Source organism: Luteibacter pinisoli (assembly GCF_006385595.1).
Classification (GTDB): Bacteria; Pseudomonadota; Gammaproteobacteria; order Xanthomonadales; family Rhodanobacteraceae; genus Luteibacter; species Luteibacter pinisoli.
Window position 1 is genome coordinate 4179404 of the sequence record NZ_CP041046.1, and the last position, 19041, is coordinate 4198444.

The window sequence follows — 19041 nt, forward strand, 5'->3', positions numbered from 1 at the left end:
TGCCGGTAAAATGGCCCCTTTCCTTTGCGGTGATCCCCTCCATGGCTCTTGATACCCCCACCCGCGAGCGCATCGAATCCCTTCTCGCCGAGCACGAGGTCGTGCTGTTCATGAAGGGGACGCGCCAGCAGCCGATGTGCGGCTTTTCCGCCGCGGCGACCAACACGCTGAACGACGTGGTCGAGACGTACCACACGGTGAACGTGCTGGAAGACCCGGAAATCCGCGAGGGCATCAAGGAATACGGCCAGTGGCCCACCATTCCCCAGCTGTACGTGAAGGGCGAGCTGGTCGGCGGCTCGGACATCATCCGCCAGATGTACACCAGCGGTGAGCTGTACACCCTGTTCGGTTCGGCCGCGCCGGACCGCACGCCGCCGGAAATCACCATCACCGAGAAGGCCGCCGAAGCCATCCGTGGCGGCATGGCCAATGCCCAGGGCATGGCCCTGCACCTGGAAATCGGCCCGGACCACAGCGCCGGCTTCCAGCTGGCCCCGGCCGGCGACCACGACATCGTCACCGTCGCCAGCGGTATCGAAGTGCATTTCGATCCGGGCAGCGCGCAGCGCGCGAAGGGCATCGTGATCGACTGGGTCACCACCGTGCAGGGCGAAGGCCTCAGCCTGAAGTTCCCGGGCGCCGTCGAGATCGCCTCGATGAGCGTGCATGAGCTGAAGGACCGCCTGGCCGCCAACGACATCGTGCTGGTCGACGTCCGCCCGGCCCACGGCCGCGCTGCCGCCGCTCCGCTCGCCGGCGCGCGCATCCTGGAAGACGAAGGCTACGAAGCCCTCGCCACCCTGCCGAAGGACACCGCCATCGCGTTCATCTGCCACCACGGCATCTCCAGCCGCACGGCCGCTGAGCGCTTCGCCGCCCATGGTTTCACGAACCTGTACAGCGTCGACGGCGGCATGGACGCGTGGGCACGCCAGATCGACCCGACGGTCGCGCTGTACTGAGCCACCCGTCGTAGTACACGAAAGGCGCCCACCCGGGCGCCTTTTTTGTTTTAGAGCACCATTGCCAGGAGGATCGCGGCTTCGATGAGTTCGACCATCGCACCGGCGGTGTCGCCGGTGAAGCCGCCGATGCGGTGCACGCAGGTGCGCCGCCAGAGATAGCCGACGACGAGGGCGGCCGCGAGGGCTTTGAGGCCCGCGTAGCCGAACACGAACGTGATGATGAGCGTCAGGGCGACGGCGATGTGGCAGCCGAGGGCGGGGGCGCCGCTGAGGGGTGCGCCGAGGCCTTTTTCGCGGACGTAGGGCGTGGTGAGGAACAGGGCGACGAGGGCGCCGCGGGCGAGGAGTGGGGGGAGGAGGAGTGCCCAGGGGAGGGGGTCGCGAACGGCGCTTAGGGCTGCGAATTTGAGGAGGGAAACGAGCACCAGGGACATCACGCCGGCGGGGCCGCAGCGTGGGTCTTTCATGATCGCCAGCGTGCGTGCGCGGTCGCCAAGGCCCCCGACCCAGGCGTCGGCGCTGTCCGCAAGGCCGTCGAGGTGCAGGGCGCCGGTGATCACCACCCACAGGACGAGCATCAGCGCGCCGGCGGGCAACGCCGGCACATGGCGCAGGCACCACGCGACGAGGACGAAGAGCAGGCCCAGGACGAGGCCGACCAGCGGATACCACTTCAGCGATGCCGCTTGCGCACGCACATCCCACGCCACGTTCGGCATCGGCAGGCGAGTGAGAAAGGCGAAAGCGATGACGATGGCGCGCATCAGTGTCCCCAGTGGATGCCGTGCAACGACGCGTGCGGTACGTCGAACCCGGCCATGTCGGCGAGTGGCCGCTGCTCGGCCAGGCAGCGCAGGAGGCGGATCGCGCCGCCGTGGGTGACGACCAGCGTGCGCGCGCCGTGGACTTCGCTCGCGATGTCATCCATCGCCGCAGACAGCCGCGCCCCGAAGGCGTCGAAGGTTTCCGCGCCTGGCGGTGGATACGTCACCGGATCCTTCCAGAACCGGCCGAGTGCGTCGCCCTGCCCGGCCGCCAGTGTTTCCATCGACACGCCTTGCCAGGCGCCGAAGTGATACTCCACCAGACGCGCATCGAGCCGTAGCGGTATGGCGCGTTTCGCTGCCAGCTCTTCCGCGAAGTGCGCGCAGCGCACGAGCGGCGACGACACGATCCGGTCCCATGCCTGCCCTTCCACGGCGGCCCGTAACTGCGACCAGCCGAGTTCGGTCAACGGATCATCGAGCTGGCCGCGATAGCTGCGATGCCCCGTATCGCCGTGGCGAAGGAGGTGGATGCTCATGCCTCGGAGACACCGGCCTCGGCGAACGTCGCCATCGAACCGTGCAGCGTGCAGGCCATGCGCAGCAGGGGCACGGCCACGGCGGCGCCGCTGGCTTCGCCCAGGCGCATGTGCAGGTCCAGCAGCGGCGAGGCCTGTAACGCATCGAGCACGCGGCCGTGGCCGCGCTCGTGCGAGCGGTGCGCGAAGATCATCCACGGCCGCGCATCGGGGCGTAGTGCCACGGCGGCCAGCGCGGCCGTGCTGGCGATGAAACCATCGACGAGCACCGGCAGGCCGCACTGCGCGGCGGCGACGAAGGCACCGGTGAGGGCGGCGATTTCGAAGCCCCCGTAGTGGCGGAGCATCTCGCGCGGCGCTATCGCCGAGGCATGGGCACACAGCGCGTCGGTGATCACCTGCGCCTTGCGCGCCACGCCCTGTTTGTCGAGGCCGGTGCCGGGGCCGGCCAGCACGTCAGGCTTCTCGCCCAGCAGCGCGCACGCCAGCGCGCTGGCCGCCGTGGTGTTGCCGATGCCCATGTCACCGCCGATGTAGAGCTCGGCGCCATCCGCGGTGGCGCGCGCCACGCTGCGGATACCGGCGTCGAACGCGGCGTCGAGTTCGTCGTCGGTCATGGCGGGCACGTGGCGCAGGTTGGCTGTCGATGGTGCGATGATCTCTCGGCGCACGCCGGGGATCTCGCCCGGGTCGTTCACCGTGCCCAGGTTCACCACCTCCAGCGTGGCACCGAGCTCTCGCGCGAGCACGGCGATGGCCGCGCCGCCGTTGGCGAAGTTGCGCAGCATCTCGCCGGTCACCGCTTGCGGGAAGGCGGAGATGCCTTCGGCCGCCACGCCGTGATCGCCCGCGAAGACGGAAATATGCACCCGATCCACGCGCGGACGCTTGCGCGACTGCAATGACGCGAGCTGGATGGCCAGCGCTTCCAGGCGGCCGAGCGAGCCCGGGGGCTTGGTCAGGGTGTCCTGGCGTTCCGCCGCTGCCGCCGCGGCGGCGTGGTCGGGAACCCGGCAGGGCACGGTCATCCAGCGTTTCATGGCAGCGATCCTTTCATCACGAGGGGGAGCCCGGCGGCCACGAACACAACGCGTTCGCAGGCCACCGCGAGGGATTGGTGCAGGCGACCGGCTTCGTCGACGAAGCGGCGCGTGAGTTCGCCCATCGGGGTGATGCCGAGGCCAACCTCATTGCTCACCATAACGATGTCGTGCGGCAGGTCGCTTACGGCGGCAAGTAACGCGGCGTGTTCGCTGGCGAAATGCCTGCCGTCATCGATCCCGAGCGCGTTGGAGAGCCACAGGGTCAGGCAGTCCACCAGCAGCAGCCGGTGCGGTGCGGCGTGCTCGCGCAAGGCCGCGGCGAGGGCGAGCGGTTCCTCGACGGAGAGCCATGTCGAAGGTCGACGTGCGCGATGGTGCGTGATGCGCTCGGCCATCTCGCCATCGAGCGCCTGGGCCGTCGCGATGTAGACCACGTCCTTTTCGCTCTCGCAGGCGAGGCGTTCGGCCAGCGCGCTCTTTCCCGAACGGGCGCCACCAAGGATCAGCGTCTTCATCCGTGCAATCCAAACCAGTCCGCCAGGCGGCCGGTATCCAGGTGGGCATCGAGGGTGTCGGCGAGCCGGTCGATCGACGCCTCGCGCAGCGCATGGATATCAAGCGGTGCGGCATCCGCCAGGCCAGCGTGGCGTAACAGTGCCGCGAGGGTATCAGGGTGATCGAACACGCCGTGGAGATACGTGCCCATCACCCGGGAATCTGCCGAAACGGCGCCATCGTTATACGTGGGCGCGCCGAGGACGGCGAAGGGATGATCGAGCGCCGGGCCACGTGAAACACCGCAGTGGATTTCGTAACCGCTCACGCGGGCGTCGCTGCCGTGCAAGGTACCCGTCACGCGACGAAGCACTTTATGCGGCGTCATCACCGTCTCCATGTCGAGCAGGCCAAGCCCATCACTGGAGCCGGGCTCGCCTTCGATGCCATCGGGATCGTGCACGGCGTGGCCGAGCATCTGGAAACCGCCACAGATGCCCATCACCTGCCCGCCATAGCGCACGTGGCGCAGGATCGCCTTGTCCCAGCCGCGCTCGCGTAGCCAGGCAAGGTCGGCGCGGGTCGACTTCGAGCCCGGGATCACGATGAGGTCGCACGCGGGGATGGCGTCGCCCGGGCCGACGAAGACGCAGTCGACATCGGGGTGCGCGCGCAGCGCGTCGAAATCGTTGTGGTTGCTGATCCGCGGCAGGGCCGGCACCGCGATGCGAAGGCGCGCCCCGGTGCGTACGGCATGCACGCGCGGCAAGGCGTCTTCCGCTTCAAGCACCAGCCCGTGCAGGTACGGCAGCACACCGATCACCGGCTTGCCGGTCTCGCGCTCCAGCCAGTCCAGGCCCGGCTGCAATAGCGAGAGATCGCCGCGGAAGCGGTTGATGACGAAGCCGACGATCCGCGCACGCTCGCTCGGCGCGAGCACCGCCAACGTGCCGACCAGGTGCGCGAACACGCCGCCGCGGTCGATATCCGCGACGAGGATCACCGGGCAGTCCACGGCCTCGGCGTAACCCATGTTGGCGATGTCGCGCTCGCGCAGGTTCACCTCGGCGGGGCTGCCCGCGCCTTCGACCACGATGGCGTCATACGCCTCGGAGAGGCGCGCATGCGAGGCCAGTACCGCGTCCATGGCCACGCGCTTGTACGCGTGGTAGCCCACGGCATCCATGTTGCCCACGGGATGGCCGTGGACGATCACCTGCGCACCGGTGTCGCTGTTCGGTTTGAGCAGGACGGGATTGAAGTCGGTATGTGGTGCCACGCGGGCGGCCTGGGCCTGCACGGCCTGGGCGCGGCCGATCTCGCCGCCATCGACGGTCACGGCCGCGTTGAGCGCCATGTTCTGCGGCTTGAACGGCGCGACGCGCACGCCGCGTCGCGCCAGCCAGCGGCACAGCGCGGCGACCACGATGCTCTTGCCCGCATCGGACGTGCAGCCTTGCACCATCAGGACGCGGGCGGTCACGCCATGACCTCGCGCATCGCGTTCGCCAGTCGTGCCAGTGAGGCACCGTCGGGCGGCAGGCCAAAGCGCAGTGCAGACGGTTCGTTGAACAGGCGAACGAGGATGCCCCTTGCAGCGAGGCCGTCATGCAGGCGCGCGGCGTCGGGATGGGCGCAGTACTGGAACAAGTCGGTTCCTCCGGTGGGTGGCAGTCCGGCCTCGCTGAGTGTTGTGGCAAGGGCGGCGCTGTCGGCGCGCAGCCGCTCGCGCATCGTCGCCTGCCATGCCGTGTCGCGAAGCGCCGCGGCGACGGCGAAGCGCGTGGGGCCGGTGAGCGACCAGGGGCCAAGGTGTTCGCGCAGCGCGTCGAGCAGCGCGGGCCAGGCGGCGACGAAGCCAGCGCGTGCGCCGGCCAGGCCGAAGAACTTGCCGATGGAGCGGAGCAGGATCAGGCCTTCGCGTGGTTGGAGGAAGTGTTCGGGGTGGGTGTCGGCGAAGGCTTCGTCGATGATGGTCCAGCGGTGATGGTCACCGCGAGAGACGACATGGGGGAGGCGTTCGCCGGTGGGGTTGTTGGGGGAGATGAAGACGGTGACGTCGAAGGTGTCGGCGCGCGCGAGCAGGTCGTCCATGGGCAGTAGCGTGACGTCGTGGCCTGCTTCGCGCCATGCGTGGGCGTGTTCGGCGTAGCCGGGCGCCAGCACGCCGACGCGACAGCGTGGGCGCAGGCGGGGCAAGGCCTGGATCGCCGCCTGCGTTCCGGCGACCGGGAGCAGTGCGTCGCAGCGGTAGTACGCGCGGGCCGCGTCGAGCAGGTCGTCCTCGTCTTCGGGCAGGCGGTGCCACGCGTCCGCTGGAATCGCCGGGACAGGCCAAGCGTGGGGGCTCACGCCCGTTGACAGGTCGAGCCACTGGTCGCGCGGTAGGCCGTACCTGGCCACCGCTCGGGCAAGGCGTCCGCCGTGTTCAAGCATGCGCAACCACTCCGATGAGCAGGGCGACAACGAGCCATACCGCGACGCCGCGATCCACGAGGCCAAGCGCGCCACGGATGCTCGTCGCATCGGGCGCATCGCCCTCGCCGAGCAGCGGGCGTTCCTGCCATTGGCCGTGGTACGGCGCCGGGCCACCCAGCGCCACATGCAGGGCCCCTGCCCCGGCAGCCATCACCGGGCCGGCGTTGGGGCTTTTCCATCGCGGCGCCTGCGCGCGCCAGCAACGCAGCGCGCCATCAAAGCGACCGGCCATCGCGTAGGTGAGTGCCGTGAGTCGTGCGGGGAGGTAACCGAGCACATCGTCGAGGCGTGCGGCGGCCCAGCCAAAATGCAGGTAACGCGGCGTGCGATAGCCCCACATCGCATCCAGCGTGTTGGCCAACCGGAAGAGCAGCGCGCCAGGGCCACCGAGCAGCGCAAACCAGAACATCGCGCCGAAGACCGCGTCGTGTCCGTTTTCCAGTACCGATTCGGTGGCGGCGCCCGCCACCTGCGAGGCCGTCAGGGCGGCGGTGTCGCGGCTGACCATCCAGCCGACGGCGACGCGGGCGGCATCGAGGTCATGGCGTGCGAGCGCGTCGGCGATGGGGCGGGCGTGCTCGCCAAGGCTACGCCGGCCGATCGCCGCGTAGAGCACCACGACATCCAGCACGAACACGGCCCACGCCGGCAGCACCCCGCGTAACGCCACGAGCAACGCCACCGGCACCCCGACCGCCAGGCACCATGCGGCCACGCCCGCGACGCGCGCATCGCGATGAAGCCAGCGCTCCACGGCGCTGGCGACGCGCCCGTACCCCACCAGCGGATGCCAGCGCTTCGGTTCACCCAACCACGCATCCAGCCCTGTCGCGAGCAGCATGGCCAACGCGACGCTCACGGCAGGAACAGGCGCGCGGCAGCGTCCGGGTGGGACGGGAAATAGAAGTGCACGAAACTCGCCGTCATTCGCCCACTCCGATACACCGCTTCAGCGGTCGGGCCGCCATTCGGGTTCGTCGCGTGGGCCAGCGGGGCATCGTCGATCGTCGCCCGTGCGTAGTGGAACGAATGCCCGCGCAGTTCGCCCTCGGGCAAGGCGACACCCTGCATGCCCAGCGCCGCCATGCGTGGCTGCATCGCGGCATGGCCATGGAGCAGTCCGGCCATGCGCGCCTCGTGGCCGCTCTTGTCGGCCAGGCGGTCCAGCGCATAGAGCAAGCCACCGCACTCGGCGAGCAACGGCCGGCCGGCGTCGACATGCGCGTGCAATGCCTCGCGCAGGTCATGCCGGTCAGCCAGAGAGTCCAGGTGCAGCTCGGGATAGCCACCGGGGAGCCACACGGCATCGCAGGCCGGCAGCGGATCACCGGCCAGCGGGGAAAAGAACAGCAGCGACGCCCCGGCGTCGCGCAACACGTCGAGGTTGGCGGGATACACGAACGCGAACGCCGCATCCCGCGCGATGGCGATACGCACGCCGCTCAACGCCACCTGGCGCGCTACCGGGGCGACTGGCTCGAAGGCGACCGGCGGCGGCAGCGCCAGCGGTGACCGTGCGGCCAGGGCATCAGCCAGCCCGTCCAGCCGTGCCTCCAGGTCGTCGAGCTCGCCTGCGGCAACGAGGCCCAGGTGCCGTTCGGGCAAGGTCATCGCTGCATCGCGCGGCAAGGCACCGTGCCAGGCGATCGACGGCGGAAGGCTCTCGCGCAGAAGGGTCGCGTGGTACTCGCTGCCCACGCGGTTGGCGAGCACGCCCTGTACCGTGACATCGTCACGGTACGTCGCCAACCCGTGCGCGAGTGCGCCAAAGGTCTGGGCCATGGCCGATCCATCGATCACCGCCAACACGGGGAGGCCAAAACGTGACGCCAGGTCGGCACTCGACGGCGCGCCATCGAACAGGCCCATCACCCCTTCCACCAGGATCAGGTCGGCCTCGCCCGCCGCCGCGTAGAGGCGCGCGCGAACGTCATCCTCGCCCCCCATCCATGCATCAAGCTGGTACACCGGCGAGCCGGCAGCCGTCGCAAGGATCATCGGATCGAGGAAGTCGGGCCCCGTCTTGAACACCCGCACGCGGCGGCCAAGCCGGGCATGCGCGCGAGCCAGCGCGGCGGTGACGCTGGTCTTTCCCTGCCCCGACGCGGGCGCGGATACCAGCAGCGCGGGACAGTGGCGGGTCACAGCTCGATACCTTTCTGCGCCTTGATCCCCGCCTGGAAGGCGTGCTTCACCACGCGCATCTCGGTCACGGTATCGGCGATGGCCACCAGTGCATCGGGTGCGCCACGGCCGGTGATCGCCACGTGCTGTCGCCCAGGTCGTGCCAGTAGCACGCTGATCACACGATCCAGCGGGATGTAGCCCTTCACCAGCGCGATGTTGAGTTCGTCGAGCAGCACGTAGTCGTACGCGTCATCGCCGAGCATGCGCTCGGCGACGGCCCACGCCGCCGTGGCGGCGGCGATATCGCGCTCACGGTCCTGGGTTTCCCAGGTAAAGCCCTCGCCCATCACGTGGTAATCCAGTCCATCGCCTTCAAACTGGCGGAAGAAGGCCTCCTCGCCCGTGGAGAAGCTGCCTTTGATGAACTGTACGACACCACAGTGCAAGCCGTGGCCCAGCGAGCGCGCCAGCATGCCGAAACCGGACGAGCTCTTGCCCTTGCCGTTGCCGGTGTTCACCACCAGCACGCCCCGGTCGATGGTGGCCCGGGCAATGCGCCGGTCCACCAGTTCCTTTTTCCGCTGGGCGCGGTCGCGATAGCGCGCGGCGTCGTCCATCTCGCCCCACGCGGGCTTGTCGCTCATACGTGCGCCGCGCCGCGGCCACCCTCGCGCGGCAGGAAGCGCGCGACCACCGCATGGATCACCTGTGCCGCCAGCACATACAGCGCCGCGGCACGGACAAACAGCGGCGCCCACTGCATGAAGCGCTGCACGTACTGGGTCATGTTCGGGTCCGTGTAGCGCCCGCCCAGCCAGTAGAACGCGCCGTTGGATACGGCATAGCTCAGCGTGGCGCACACTACGATGCCGAGGAACACCAGGCCATGCGACCGCAGCGATCCGTCAAAGCGCGGCGCCAGCAGGCGGCCGCCGTACCAGAGCACGGCGTACGCCAGCGGCATGAAGGAATACGCCACGGTGATGCAGAAGTCGCTCACGCCCGCGTAGCTGATGGAATACCAGTCCACCAGCACGGCCAGCAGCACGAAGGCGACGAAGGCCAGGTGCTTGCGCAGGTAGATGCCGCCCAGGAAGAACAACGCCATGGAGGCATCGGGCAGGTGCAGCATGTCGCCGAAGTGATTGAAGCGGGTGGCGATCATGACGATGGCGAACAACGCGGCCATGGCCGCGAAGGCGGGACGGGAGAGCGGTTTCATCGGGGTGTCCTCCAGGAAGCGGATCAGGAACGCGGCTGGTAGCGGAACGTGAGCATCCAGTTGCGGCCGGGCTGGTTGAAGTAACGCGCGGTCTCGTAGTGACGGTCGAAGATGTTCCTGGCGGCGAGCTCGACGTTCCATGCGGTGTCGATGGCATAGGCCATGCGCAGGTCGGTCAGCGCGTAACCGCCCAGGCGGTGCAGGTTGGCGGTGTCGTCATAGCGGTAGCCCGAACCGAAGACGCTGGCGCCGACGCTGAAGGCGCCGAAGCTGCGGTCCACATCGACGTTGGCGGTGCGGCGTGCACGGCGCGGCAGCAGGTTGCCGTGGGTGGCGTCGTCACTGTCGTCTTCCGGCGACAGCCAGGTGGCGTTGCCGCCGAGGCGCCATTCGCCCAGCGTGGTATCGCCGGCCAGCTCCACGCCGCGGATGCGCGAGCGATCGATGTTGTTGGCACCGCCAAACGGGAACAGCGGGCCAGTCAGGCTCGAGTCGAACACGATCAGGTGATCGATGCGGTTCTGGAACGCATTCACCGACCAGTGGCCCCAGCCCGGCGTGCCGCGCAGGCCCATCTCCCAGTTACGCGAGGTTTCCGGCTGCAGGTCCGGGTTGCCGTAATCGGGGTAATACAGGTCGTTGAAGGTCGGTGCCTTGAACGCGGTGCCGTAGCTGGCAGTCACGCGCAGGTCGTTGGTCAGCGCGTAGCCGTATTGCAGGCTGCCCGTGGTCTTGCCACCGAACTGGCTGTTCTCGTCACGGCGCAGGCTGCCCTGCACGGAGCTGTCGCCGAACTCCTGCTGCCACTGCGCGAACAGGGCGTGGTTGCGGCGCGCGTCGACAAAGTAATCGGTGTTGCCCACCACGTGGTCACGCTGCCAGTCGAAGCCCAGGGTGGTGAGGCCGTACGCGCCGCCGACCTTGCCCAGGTCCGCCTGCAGCGACGCCAGGTCGCGATGGCTGTTGAACGTATCGGCGTACACGCCGCTCTCGTAGTCGGTGGACAGGTCCGCGCTGCGGCCGACATTCAACGTGAGCAGGGCATCCTGCGACGGGCGATAGCGCAGGCGGCCGCCGAGGGCCTGGGTGGCCGATTCGGCGAAGTTGCTGCTGGTGCCGTCGTAGTGGTTGCGGCCTTCGGTGCGCGTGGCGCTGGCGTCGGCATCCCACTGTTCGTCGAAGCGCCAGCCGCCCTTCAGCGACAGCGCGTTGTTGCGGTAGCCATCGGCGTCTGGCTCGTACGTGTAGCAGCCACCACCACCCGGGCTGGGCTTGCCGCGGCAGGCATTGATGCCATGGGTCTGGTCATGGCTGGCTTCCACCGAGTACCAGCCGTTGCTGCCACGGCCGGAGAAACCGGCCGAACCACGCAGGGTGGACCAGCTGCCGACACCCACCGAGAGGTTGGGCACGAAGGCGCCCTGCGGGTGGCGGGTGAAAATCTGGATGACACCGCCCAGCGCGTCGGAGCCATAGAGGCTGGAGTACGGGCCGCGCACGATTTCGATGCGCTCGATCTGGTCCACCGGGATGTCCTGGAACGCCGCGGTGCCCGAGGTGACCGAGCCGATCTTCACGCCGTCGACCAGCACCAGCACGTGGTCCGACTCTGTGCCGCGCATGAAGACCGAGGTGGCCTTGCCCGGGCCGCCGTTGTTGGCAATGGACACGCCCGGCGTGGCGCGCAGCAGGTCGGCCAGCGACGAGGGCTGCAGGCGCTCGATGTCGGCGCGGTCAATCACGGTGGAGGCCGAGAGCACCTGGTTGAGCGTCTGCTCGGTGCGGCTGGCGGTGACGACGACCTTGTCCAGGTCAGTGGACGCGGCATCGTCGGCGTGGGCGGCGATGGGGGCGAACAGAACGAGCGCGACGGCGCACGCAAGGCGAGACGGACGAAAAGACACGATGGAACTCCCTGCTGACCGCGCCTACCCGCGCGGCTATGACGGCGAGGGACACGCGAAAAGCAAGGTGCAAGCGACGGCGAACGGAGTCGGGCCACCCGCGACCAGGGCCCTCCGCCTGTCCGGTGATACCTCATGGCCGGTCTCCGGGCTTGTGAGCGCAGGGTTCACCTGCAAGGGCTGGCGCCTTCCCATGCCGCGCGCGGCACAGTGGCATTGGCCAGCCCCGTCAACTCACCTACCGTTGCGGGGGCAGCTCCGGAATGGCGCAGGCGAAGTGCCTGCGGGTCACCGGATTCCCGTTTCAATCCGTGGCGCGAACGCCGTGGATCACCTTGGGTGGCCGTAGTGTAGCGGAACGGCGCGCATACCAGCGCAGGACGGGGCGCTCCACCGTGTAGTGCAGCGCGGCACCCACGGCCAGCACCACCGCGGCGTGGGCGAGGAAGCGCAGCCACGGGTAGCCATCAAGACGGCCATCCAGCGCGGCCTCGGTCAGCATGAAGGCGCCCTTGTGGCTGAGGTAGAGGCTGTACGAGGTGCGGGCGATCCAGCCCGCGCCGGGTATCCGCAGGCGTGCCAGCCACGTGCCACCCGCGCCGGCGGCGACAAAGGCCGCCATCGCCAGCGCCACCAGCGGATAGCCGGCCACGTTGGGCCAGAAGTCCAGCCGATGGCCGTCAAACAACAGGATGCAGCCGGCCAGCAGCAGCGCGGAGGCGCCGAGCAGGACGCCGCCGCGCCCCTGTACGCGCGCCATCCAGCCCGGACGGAACACCGAGCACGCCGCCAGGGCGACGCCGGCGAGCAGGCCATCCAGGCGCGAGTACGTCGGGTAGTAAAGGTATTCCAGATAAGCCGGTCCCACCGGCACGTCGGTGCCGGCCCAGGGCCCGATGTACAGCTGCCACAGGGCGGCGCGCAAGGCGATGCCCCCCGCGACCACCGCAACGCAGAGCACACCAAACCGCCGGGGCGTCATCCGCCCCGCAAGGGCCACCGCCAGCAGCGGGAACACCAGGTAGAAATGCTCTTCCACGCACAGCGACCACGCGTGGGAGAAGGCATAGCGCTGCGGCGCGTCGAACAACAGGTTGAAGGTGAAGGTGAGGAACTGCCACGCCGGCTGCATCAGCGGCGTCTCGCGCCACGCAGGCCACGCGAGGTAAAGCCCGAGCACGACGAAGAACGCGGGCAGGATGCGGAACGCCCGGCGCAGGTAAAACGTTTTCAGGTCGAGCCGGCCGGTATCGCGCAGCGAGGCGAACACCTGCGAGCCGATCAGGAACCCGCTAAGGACGAAAAACAGGTCCACGCCCATCCACCCGGCGTGCTCGACCCACCCAAAGTTTTCACCCAGGCCGCCGATAAGGTAGCTGTGGAACAGCATCACCCACACGATGGCGATGGCGCGCAGGGTGTCCAGTCCGGGCAAGCGGGTCATCGGTGGTTCCGTCGTAGGGGTCGAGGCAGGTTGTGGGGCGCGTGCGGCCGCCAGCGGGCGGCTTCATGGCGTTTTGGGGGCGTGGCGCGATGGCGCCACGTTAAGATCGAACGCGCCGGGCAAACCGGGGGGCTTGCCGGCGCAACGTTGGGGATGCCATGCCAGCTTTCCGCCGGTGCCTGCCGGCGTTACTCCTTGCCACGCTGGCCCTGCATGCCGGCGACGCCGGCGCTCACCTGCGCGCAGGCGAAAACGCGGAGGCCACGCTCGACGTCGCCGACGCCAGCAAGACCTCGGACCACCCGGCGTTCGTGGCCACCCTCGCCCGCCTGGCGCCGTCGCGCGAGCAGATGAGCGCGGCTGCGCGCATGCACCTGGATTACCTGCAGGCCTGGCAGCTGGCCTACGGTGGCGACCACGCGCAGGCCATTCCGCTCCTCGAACGCATCGCCGACAAATCCACGGACAAGGTGATGCGCCTGCGCGCCACCGCTACCCTGGTGAACATCCTCGGCGCAGGACGCCATTACGAGGACGCCTTCAACCGCCTCAACCTGATGGTCGCCGACCTGCCCGGCGTCAGTGACCCCCACGCGCGCTACCAGGCCCTGGCCGAGGCGGCGCAGATGCTGACCACCGCGGGGCAGTACGACCTGGCTGCCGACTACGCGGCGCGCGCCGTGGATATCGCCGACACACCCTCGATCACCTGCAAGAGCAACGTGGTCGCGCTGCACGCGCTCTATCGCGGTGGCCGCGTCGAAGGCGACGACCCGCGCTTCGTCCAGTGGGTGGCCGAGTGCCAGAAGGCCGGGGAAATGCTCTCGGCCAACGAGTTACGGGCTGATGTGGCGGACAGCGCCATTCGCCACGGGCGGCCGAACGAGGCGATCGCAGTGCTGGAGCGCTACTACGGGTCCGTCCTGCGCGACGAACAGCCGATGCAGACCTCGCAGTTTGATGCCCTGCTGGCACGCGCGCAGTGGCAGGCCGGTAACGTTGCCCTGGCCGACCGCTTCGCCGCGGCCGCCATCCGTTCGTCGGTGCCGGGCGAGTACTCCGAGCCGCTGGTGTCCGCGACGGAGACGGCCTACTTCGTGGCACGCAAGCGCGGCGACTGGCGCGCAGCGACGATGTGGCTGGCGCGCCACGCGGAAGCCGACAAGGGCTACGTCGACGACGTGGGCGCGCGTGCCCTCGCCTACCAGATCGTCAAGCAGCAGGTAGTCGCCAGCCGCATGGAAACGGACGCGCTGGACCGGCAGAACCAGATCCTGCACCTGCAGCGCGACGCGGACCTGCACGACGCGCAGACCAGCCGCCTGTATATCCTCCTATTGCTCACTTTCATCGGCACCATCGTGCTGTGGCTGATCCGCACGCGCCGCTCGCAACAGCGCTTCATGCGCATGGCACGCCACGACAGCCTCACCGGCATCAGCAACCGCCAGCACTTCGTGGACGAGTGCACGGCGGCATTGGTGGAAGGCTCGCGCGCCGCCGAGCCGATCGCCCTGGTGCTGTTCGACCTCGATCACTTCAAGCAGGTGAACGATACCTATGGCCATGCCGAAGGCGACTGGGTGCTGTTGCGCGTGGTCGCGGAATGCCGGGATCACCTGACGGAGGCCGACGTGTTCGGGCGGCTGGGCGGCGAGGAGTTCGCCGTGCTCCTGCGCGCGGCGACACAGGCCCAGGCCATCGAACGCGCCGAGCGCATGCGCGTGGCCATCGGCACGCCCTCGGGCGAACACCAGACGATTGCCCGGGCCACCGCGAGCTTCGGCATCGCGTGCACGGGTGCCTTCGGCTACGACCTGGACCGCCTGCTGATGAAGGCGGACGAAGCGATGTACGCCGCGAAGGCTGCCGGCCGCGACCGCGTGACCGTCGCCACCTAAGCCACGCGATGCAACGCCGCCATGAGCGCATCCATGTAGGTGCGGCTGGCCCTGAGCGTGGTGCCGTCGCGCAGGCGGAGCACGGCATCGCGGTTCGGGCGAGGCAGCATCTCGGCCACCTGGTCCACGCGGACGATGGCCGAGCGGTGCACGCGCAGGAAGCGTGCGGGGTCGAGCTTCCGCGAGAGGTCGTGCAGTGACTCGCGCAGGAGATGCCGCTGCCCGTTCGCATGCAGCGCGGCATAGTCGCCGTCGGCCTCGATCCAGGTCACGGCATCCACCTCGATGAACGACAGCCGCGAACCAACGCGAATGGTAAAGCGCTCGGCCACGGGCGGGCGAAGATCGCGGCCGAGCTTTCGGCGCACCCGTTCCAGTGCCTCGCCAAAGCGCTCGTCATCGAGGGGCTTGAGCAGGTAGTCCACCGCTTCCAGTTCGAAGGCGCGCACGGCAAAGCTGTCGTGTGCCGTCAGCAGGACCGCTAGCGGGCGTTCCGCCCGCGGAATCACCGCGAGGCCATCGAGCCCACTCATCCCCGGCATCTCCACGTCGACGATGGCGAGATCCACGCGATCGCGGCGCAGCGAGGCCAGCTCAAGGCCATTGCGGCACTCCTCCACCACGGTGATGTCGGCCTCCCCGCGAAGGCGCGCCAGCACGCCACTGCGGGCCAGCGGCTCGTCATCGACGACGGCCACGCGGATCATGCGACGGCCCATGGCAGGGCGATGCGCACCGTCCAGCGGCCCTCTTCCGGAGCGCTGAGGAGACCACCCACGCGAGATCGCCGCCAGAGGACTGGCGGCGAGTCGTGCGGTTACGTCGGCAGGACGGTTAGTTGAGGCAGCCCGGCAGGCCGTCGTAGACGGAGACGTTGGCCATGGGCAGCTTGGCGTGCAGCGGATCCTCGCCCGAGGTCAGTTCATAGAACTTCTCGATCGGCGTGTCCTTGGCCAGCAGCAGCTTGCACTTGAAGGTCTTGGCGGTGACCTGCACGGCGCCAGACTTCGGGTTCACGCTGGCGTGGCTGCCGGCGAACGTCCACAGGCACTGCTTCAGCGTGCCCTTGGTCGAGTCGACAGAGCAGCGCAGCTGCATCGGGCGGAGGTTGCTGTAGTCACCTTCACAGAAGGTGTCGCCACAGACCTTGTCGAAACCGACGTTGAGGCGGGCTTCGGCTTCGAAGAAGCGATCCATGCCGGCTTCGGAGGCGGGCCAGTCGGTGGCGTCGACGTAACGGTTGGCCGGGGTATCCGCAGCGAACGCGGAGGCCGAGGCGGTGAGGAGCAGTACAGCGAGGGTGGTGCGGACCATGGTGATGGCTCCGTGGTTGAGGAGCCGCTATTTCAGCGATTCCCTCGCGCCACGTATGTCCGCGCCGCACCGACAGGCACGTAGCCCGTCGGTGCGACGTCACGTAGGGGCACGCCCCGTGTTTAAAGCCAGCGGTTGTAGCGGCGGATGTAGAGCGTCTTCACGATCTGCGTGAGCACGCAGTACGAGACCAGGGTGAGCGCCAGCCAGCCGAAGTACGCGCCGGGCAGCGGCACCATGCCGATCCGTGCGCCCAGCGCCGAGAACGGGATGTACATGCCGATGAGCATGATCGCACCCGTCAGGGCCAGCACCGGCGCGGACGCCATGCTGCGCAGGAACGGAATGCGCCGCGTGCGGATCATGTGCACCACCAGGGTCTGTGAGAGCAGGCCTTCGATGAACCAGCCGGACTGGAACAGCGACTGGTGGGCCACGTCGTGCGCGCCGAACACATGCCACATCACCCAGAACGTCGTGATATCGAACACCGAACTCACCGGGCCGATCCAGACCATGAAGCGGCCGATATCACCGGCATCCCACTTGCGCGGCGTGCGCAGGTACTCGTCGTCCATGCGGTCGAACGGGATGGACAACTGCGACAGGTCGTACAGCAGGTTCTGCACCAGGATCTGCAGCGGCAGCATCGGCAGGAACGGCAGGAACGCACTCGCCACCAGCACGCTGAACACGTTGCCGAAGTTCGAGCTGGCGGTCATCTTGATGTACTTCATGATGTTGCCAAAGGTGACGCGCCCTTCGAGCACGCCTTCTTCCAGCACCATCAGGTTCTTTTCCAGCAGGATGATGTCCGCCGACTCCTTGGCGATATCCGTGGCGGTATCCACCGAGATACCCACGTCGGCATCGCGCAGGGCCGGCGCGTCGTTGATGCCGTCGCCGAGGAAGCCCACGGTGTGGCCACGGCGCTGCAGGGCCTTCACCACGCGCGCCTTCTGCACCGGCGACATCTTGGCGAAGATGGTGGTGCTCTCAACCATCGCATCCAGCGCATCGTCATCGAGCTGCTCGATGTCGCGGCCCAGTGCCGTCCCGGCGACATCCAGGCCCACTTCCGCGCAGATCTTCTTGGTCACCGCCTCGTTGTCACCGGTGATCACCTTCACCGCCACGCCATGGTGGTTCAGCGCACGGATCGCCGTGGCGGCGGAGTCCTTCGGCGGATCCAGGAAGGCCAGGCAGCCCACCGCCGTGAGGCCGGCTTCATCAGCCACGCCATACGCGCGGTCACCGATGGGGTCGCGGCGCACGGCCACGACGAGGACACGCAGGCCGTCCTCGTTCAGGCGGCGGGTCATCGCGCGGATCTCCGCGCGCTTTTCTTCCGTCATGGGCTCGACGTCGCCGCCGATCCGCGCTTCCGTGCAGATCGCCAGCATCTCTTCCACCGCGCCCTTGCAGATTACGAGCTGCTCGTACTCGCCGTCCGTCACCACCACCGACATGCGCCGGCGCTGGAAGTCGAACGGAATCTCGTCGACGATGCGGAAACGGTGGGCGATGGTCTCCAGGTCGCGGTGGGTGAGCACCGCCTTGTCCATCAGGTTGCGCAGGCCCGTCTGGAAGCGGCTGTTGAGGTAGCCCCACTCCAGCGCTTCGTCCGAGTCGTCGCCGTCCAGGTCCACGTGGCGCTCGAGCACGATCTTGTCGAGGGTGAGCGTGCCGGTCTTGTCCGTGCACAGCACGTCCATCGCGCCGAAGTTCTGGATCGCGTTCAGGCGCTTCACCACCACCTTGCGCTTCGACATGGCGATGGCGCCCTTGCCGAGGTTGGCGGTGACGATCAGCGGCAGCATCTCCGGGGTGAGGCCCACGGCGACGGACAGGCCAAACATGAAAGCTTCCAGCCAGTCGTGTTTGTCGAAGCCGTTGATGAAGAAAACGATCGGCACCATCACCGCCATGAAGCGGATCAGCAGCCAGCTGACGGACGAAATGCCCTTGTCGAAGCTGGTCTGCACGCGCTCGCCGGAGAGCGTGCGCGCCAGGGAACCGAGGTAGGTACGCGCGCCCGTGGCCAGCACCACGGCGGTGGCCGTGCCGGAAACCACGTTGGTACCCATGTAGCAGACCGTGGGCAGGTCGAGCGGGCCACCGGACTCGCCCGTGGCGGCGCCGTGCGGCGCGGCCTTCTCCACCGGCAGCGATTCACCGGTGAGGATGGCCTGGCTGATGAACAGGTCCTTTGCTGCGATCAGGCGCAGGTCGGCCGGGATCATGTCACCGGCGCCGAGGTGGACGATGTCGCCCACCACCAGTTCTTCCACCGGCACTTCGATGCGCTCGGCGTGGCCGTCTTCGGCGCGGCGGGTCACCGTCGCGGTATTGCGCACCATCGCCTTGAGCTTCTCGGCGGCCTGCGAGGAACGGTATTCCTGGGTGAACGACAGCAGGACGCTGATGCCCACCATCACCGCGATGATGACCGGGCCGGTCAGGTCGTCCGGGTCGGTCACCAACTGGACGACAGCCAGCACCAGCAGCACGATGATGAACGGGTTCTTGAAGGCATGCAGCAGCTGGATCGCCCAGTGCGGCGGCTTCTCGTGGCCCACTTCGTTCACGCCATCACGGTCCAGGCGCTCGGCGATCGCTTCCTCGTCGAGGCCGTCGATGCGGGAATCCAGCGAGCGCAGCAGTTCGTCAGCCGGACGGTAGGCGTCGGCCGTGGCGTTGGTGAAAGTCTTTGCGGCGACGGACGCCGGCGAGGTGTGGATCTTCATGGCTCGCTACCTGTACCGGCACGGCGGGCCGGGCGGACGCGAGCGGCTTGCGGCCGCAGTTAGCCGAAAGCAGGCGCGCCGGCGTGGGACCGACG

Annotated in this window: 16 protein-coding genes, 1 pseudogene and 1 riboswitch; of the genes and pseudogenes, 2 read left to right on the plus strand and 15 right to left on the minus strand. The window is 68.3% G+C overall.

Features of this window, described 5'->3' with window-relative positions; translation table 11 throughout:
• The first annotated feature begins 41 nt into the window (after positions 1-41).
• Positions 42-965, plus strand: coding sequence for a Grx4 family monothiol glutaredoxin (gene grxD, locus FIV34_RS19050; protein ID WP_139985074.1), 924 nt, complete (start codon positions 42-44; stop codon positions 963-965).
• A gap of 50 nt (positions 966-1015) precedes the next feature.
• Here grxD and FIV34_RS19055 read toward each other — a convergent pair whose 3' ends face one another.
• The 12 genes and pseudogenes from FIV34_RS19055 to FIV34_RS19110 all read right to left on the minus strand — a co-directional run.
• Complete coding sequence (locus FIV34_RS19055; RefSeq protein WP_139985075.1) at positions 1016-1735, minus strand: adenosylcobinamide-GDP ribazoletransferase; 720 nt, start codon at positions 1733-1735, stop codon at positions 1016-1018.
• Complete coding sequence (locus FIV34_RS19060) at positions 1732-2271, minus strand: histidine phosphatase family protein (RefSeq protein WP_139985076.1); 540 nt, start codon at positions 2269-2271, stop codon at positions 1732-1734. Before FIV34_RS19060 ends, FIV34_RS19055 begins: the two co-directional genes overlap by 4 nt.
• Positions 2268-3311, minus strand: coding sequence for a nicotinate-nucleotide--dimethylbenzimidazole phosphoribosyltransferase (gene cobT, locus FIV34_RS19065; protein ID WP_139985077.1), 1044 nt, complete (start codon positions 3309-3311; stop codon positions 2268-2270). The genes FIV34_RS19060 and cobT overlap by 4 nt, the downstream gene beginning before the upstream one ends.
• Positions 3308-3829 carry a bifunctional adenosylcobinamide kinase/adenosylcobinamide-phosphate guanylyltransferase gene (gene cobU, locus FIV34_RS19070; RefSeq protein ID WP_139985078.1) on the minus strand — a complete coding sequence of 174 codons (522 nt, stop codon included), beginning with the start codon at positions 3827-3829 and terminating at the stop codon, positions 3308-3310. The genes cobT and cobU overlap by 4 nt, the downstream gene beginning before the upstream one ends.
• The gene (locus tag FIV34_RS19075; protein ID WP_139985079.1) at positions 3826-5292 is read right to left on the minus strand and encodes a cobyric acid synthase; all 1467 of its coding nucleotides are present in this window, start codon (positions 5290-5292) and stop codon (positions 3826-3828) included. Before FIV34_RS19075 ends, cobU begins: the two co-directional genes overlap by 4 nt.
• A complete protein-coding gene (gene cobD, locus FIV34_RS19080) occupies positions 5289-6245 on the minus strand; it encodes a threonine-phosphate decarboxylase CobD (RefSeq protein ID WP_139985080.1) in 957 nt (318 codons plus the stop codon). The genes FIV34_RS19075 and cobD overlap by 4 nt, the downstream gene beginning before the upstream one ends.
• Positions 6238-7128: an adenosylcobinamide-phosphate synthase CbiB gene (gene cbiB, locus FIV34_RS19085; protein ID WP_246058846.1), complete on the minus strand. Its 891-nt coding sequence runs from the start codon at positions 7126-7128 to the stop codon at positions 6238-6240. Before cbiB ends, cobD begins: the two co-directional genes overlap by 8 nt.
• 14 nt (positions 7129-7142) lie before the next feature.
• Positions 7143-8432: a cobyrinic acid a,c-diamide synthase CobB gene (locus FIV34_RS19090; RefSeq protein ID WP_246058683.1), complete on the minus strand. Its 1290-nt coding sequence runs from the start codon at positions 8430-8432 to the stop codon at positions 7143-7145.
• Complete coding sequence (cobO, locus tag FIV34_RS19095; RefSeq protein WP_139986101.1) at positions 8429-9031, minus strand: cob(I)yrinic acid a,c-diamide adenosyltransferase; 603 nt, start codon at positions 9029-9031, stop codon at positions 8429-8431. The genes FIV34_RS19090 and cobO overlap by 4 nt, the downstream gene beginning before the upstream one ends.
• A 23-nt stretch (positions 9032-9054) precedes the next feature.
• Positions 9055-9636, minus strand: a complete 582-nt coding sequence (locus FIV34_RS19100; protein WP_139985081.1) for a hypothetical protein — start codon at positions 9634-9636, stop codon at positions 9055-9057.
• 23 nt (positions 9637-9659) lie between these two features.
• Positions 9660-11540, minus strand: coding sequence for a TonB-dependent vitamin B12 receptor (gene btuB, locus FIV34_RS19105; protein WP_246058684.1), 1881 nt, complete (start codon positions 11538-11540; stop codon positions 9660-9662).
• A gap of 120 nt (positions 11541-11660) precedes the next feature.
• A riboswitch (cobalamin riboswitch) is annotated at positions 11661-11893 on the minus strand.
• Positions 11890-12984 (minus strand): annotated as a pseudogene (locus FIV34_RS19110) (acyltransferase family protein); the annotation flags it as partial. It overlaps the preceding riboswitch by 4 nt.
• Positions 12985-13142: 158 nt before the next feature.
• Between FIV34_RS19110 and FIV34_RS19115 the strand changes: the two are divergent.
• Positions 13143-14885, plus strand: coding sequence for a GGDEF domain-containing protein (locus tag FIV34_RS19115; protein ID WP_139985083.1), 1743 nt, complete (start codon positions 13143-13145; stop codon positions 14883-14885).
• On the opposite strand, the gene FIV34_RS19120 is transcribed toward FIV34_RS19115, so the two are convergent.
• The 3 genes from FIV34_RS19120 to mgtA all read right to left on the minus strand — a co-directional run bounded on the left by FIV34_RS19120 (position 14882) and on the right by mgtA (position 18946).
• Entirely contained in the window at positions 14882-15604 is a 723-nt protein-coding gene (locus tag FIV34_RS19120) for a LytR/AlgR family response regulator transcription factor (protein WP_246058685.1), read from the minus strand. The two genes, FIV34_RS19115 and FIV34_RS19120, sit on opposite strands and share 4 nt — an antisense overlap.
• 115 nt (positions 15605-15719) lie before the next feature.
• Complete coding sequence (locus tag FIV34_RS19125; protein ID WP_139985084.1) at positions 15720-16199, minus strand: hypothetical protein; 480 nt, start codon at positions 16197-16199, stop codon at positions 15720-15722.
• Positions 16200-16321: 122 nt separating this feature from the next.
• A complete protein-coding gene (gene mgtA / locus FIV34_RS19130) occupies positions 16322-18946 on the minus strand; it encodes a magnesium-translocating P-type ATPase (RefSeq protein ID WP_139985085.1) in 2625 nt (874 codons plus the stop codon).
• Positions 18947-19041 lie beyond the last annotated feature (95 nt).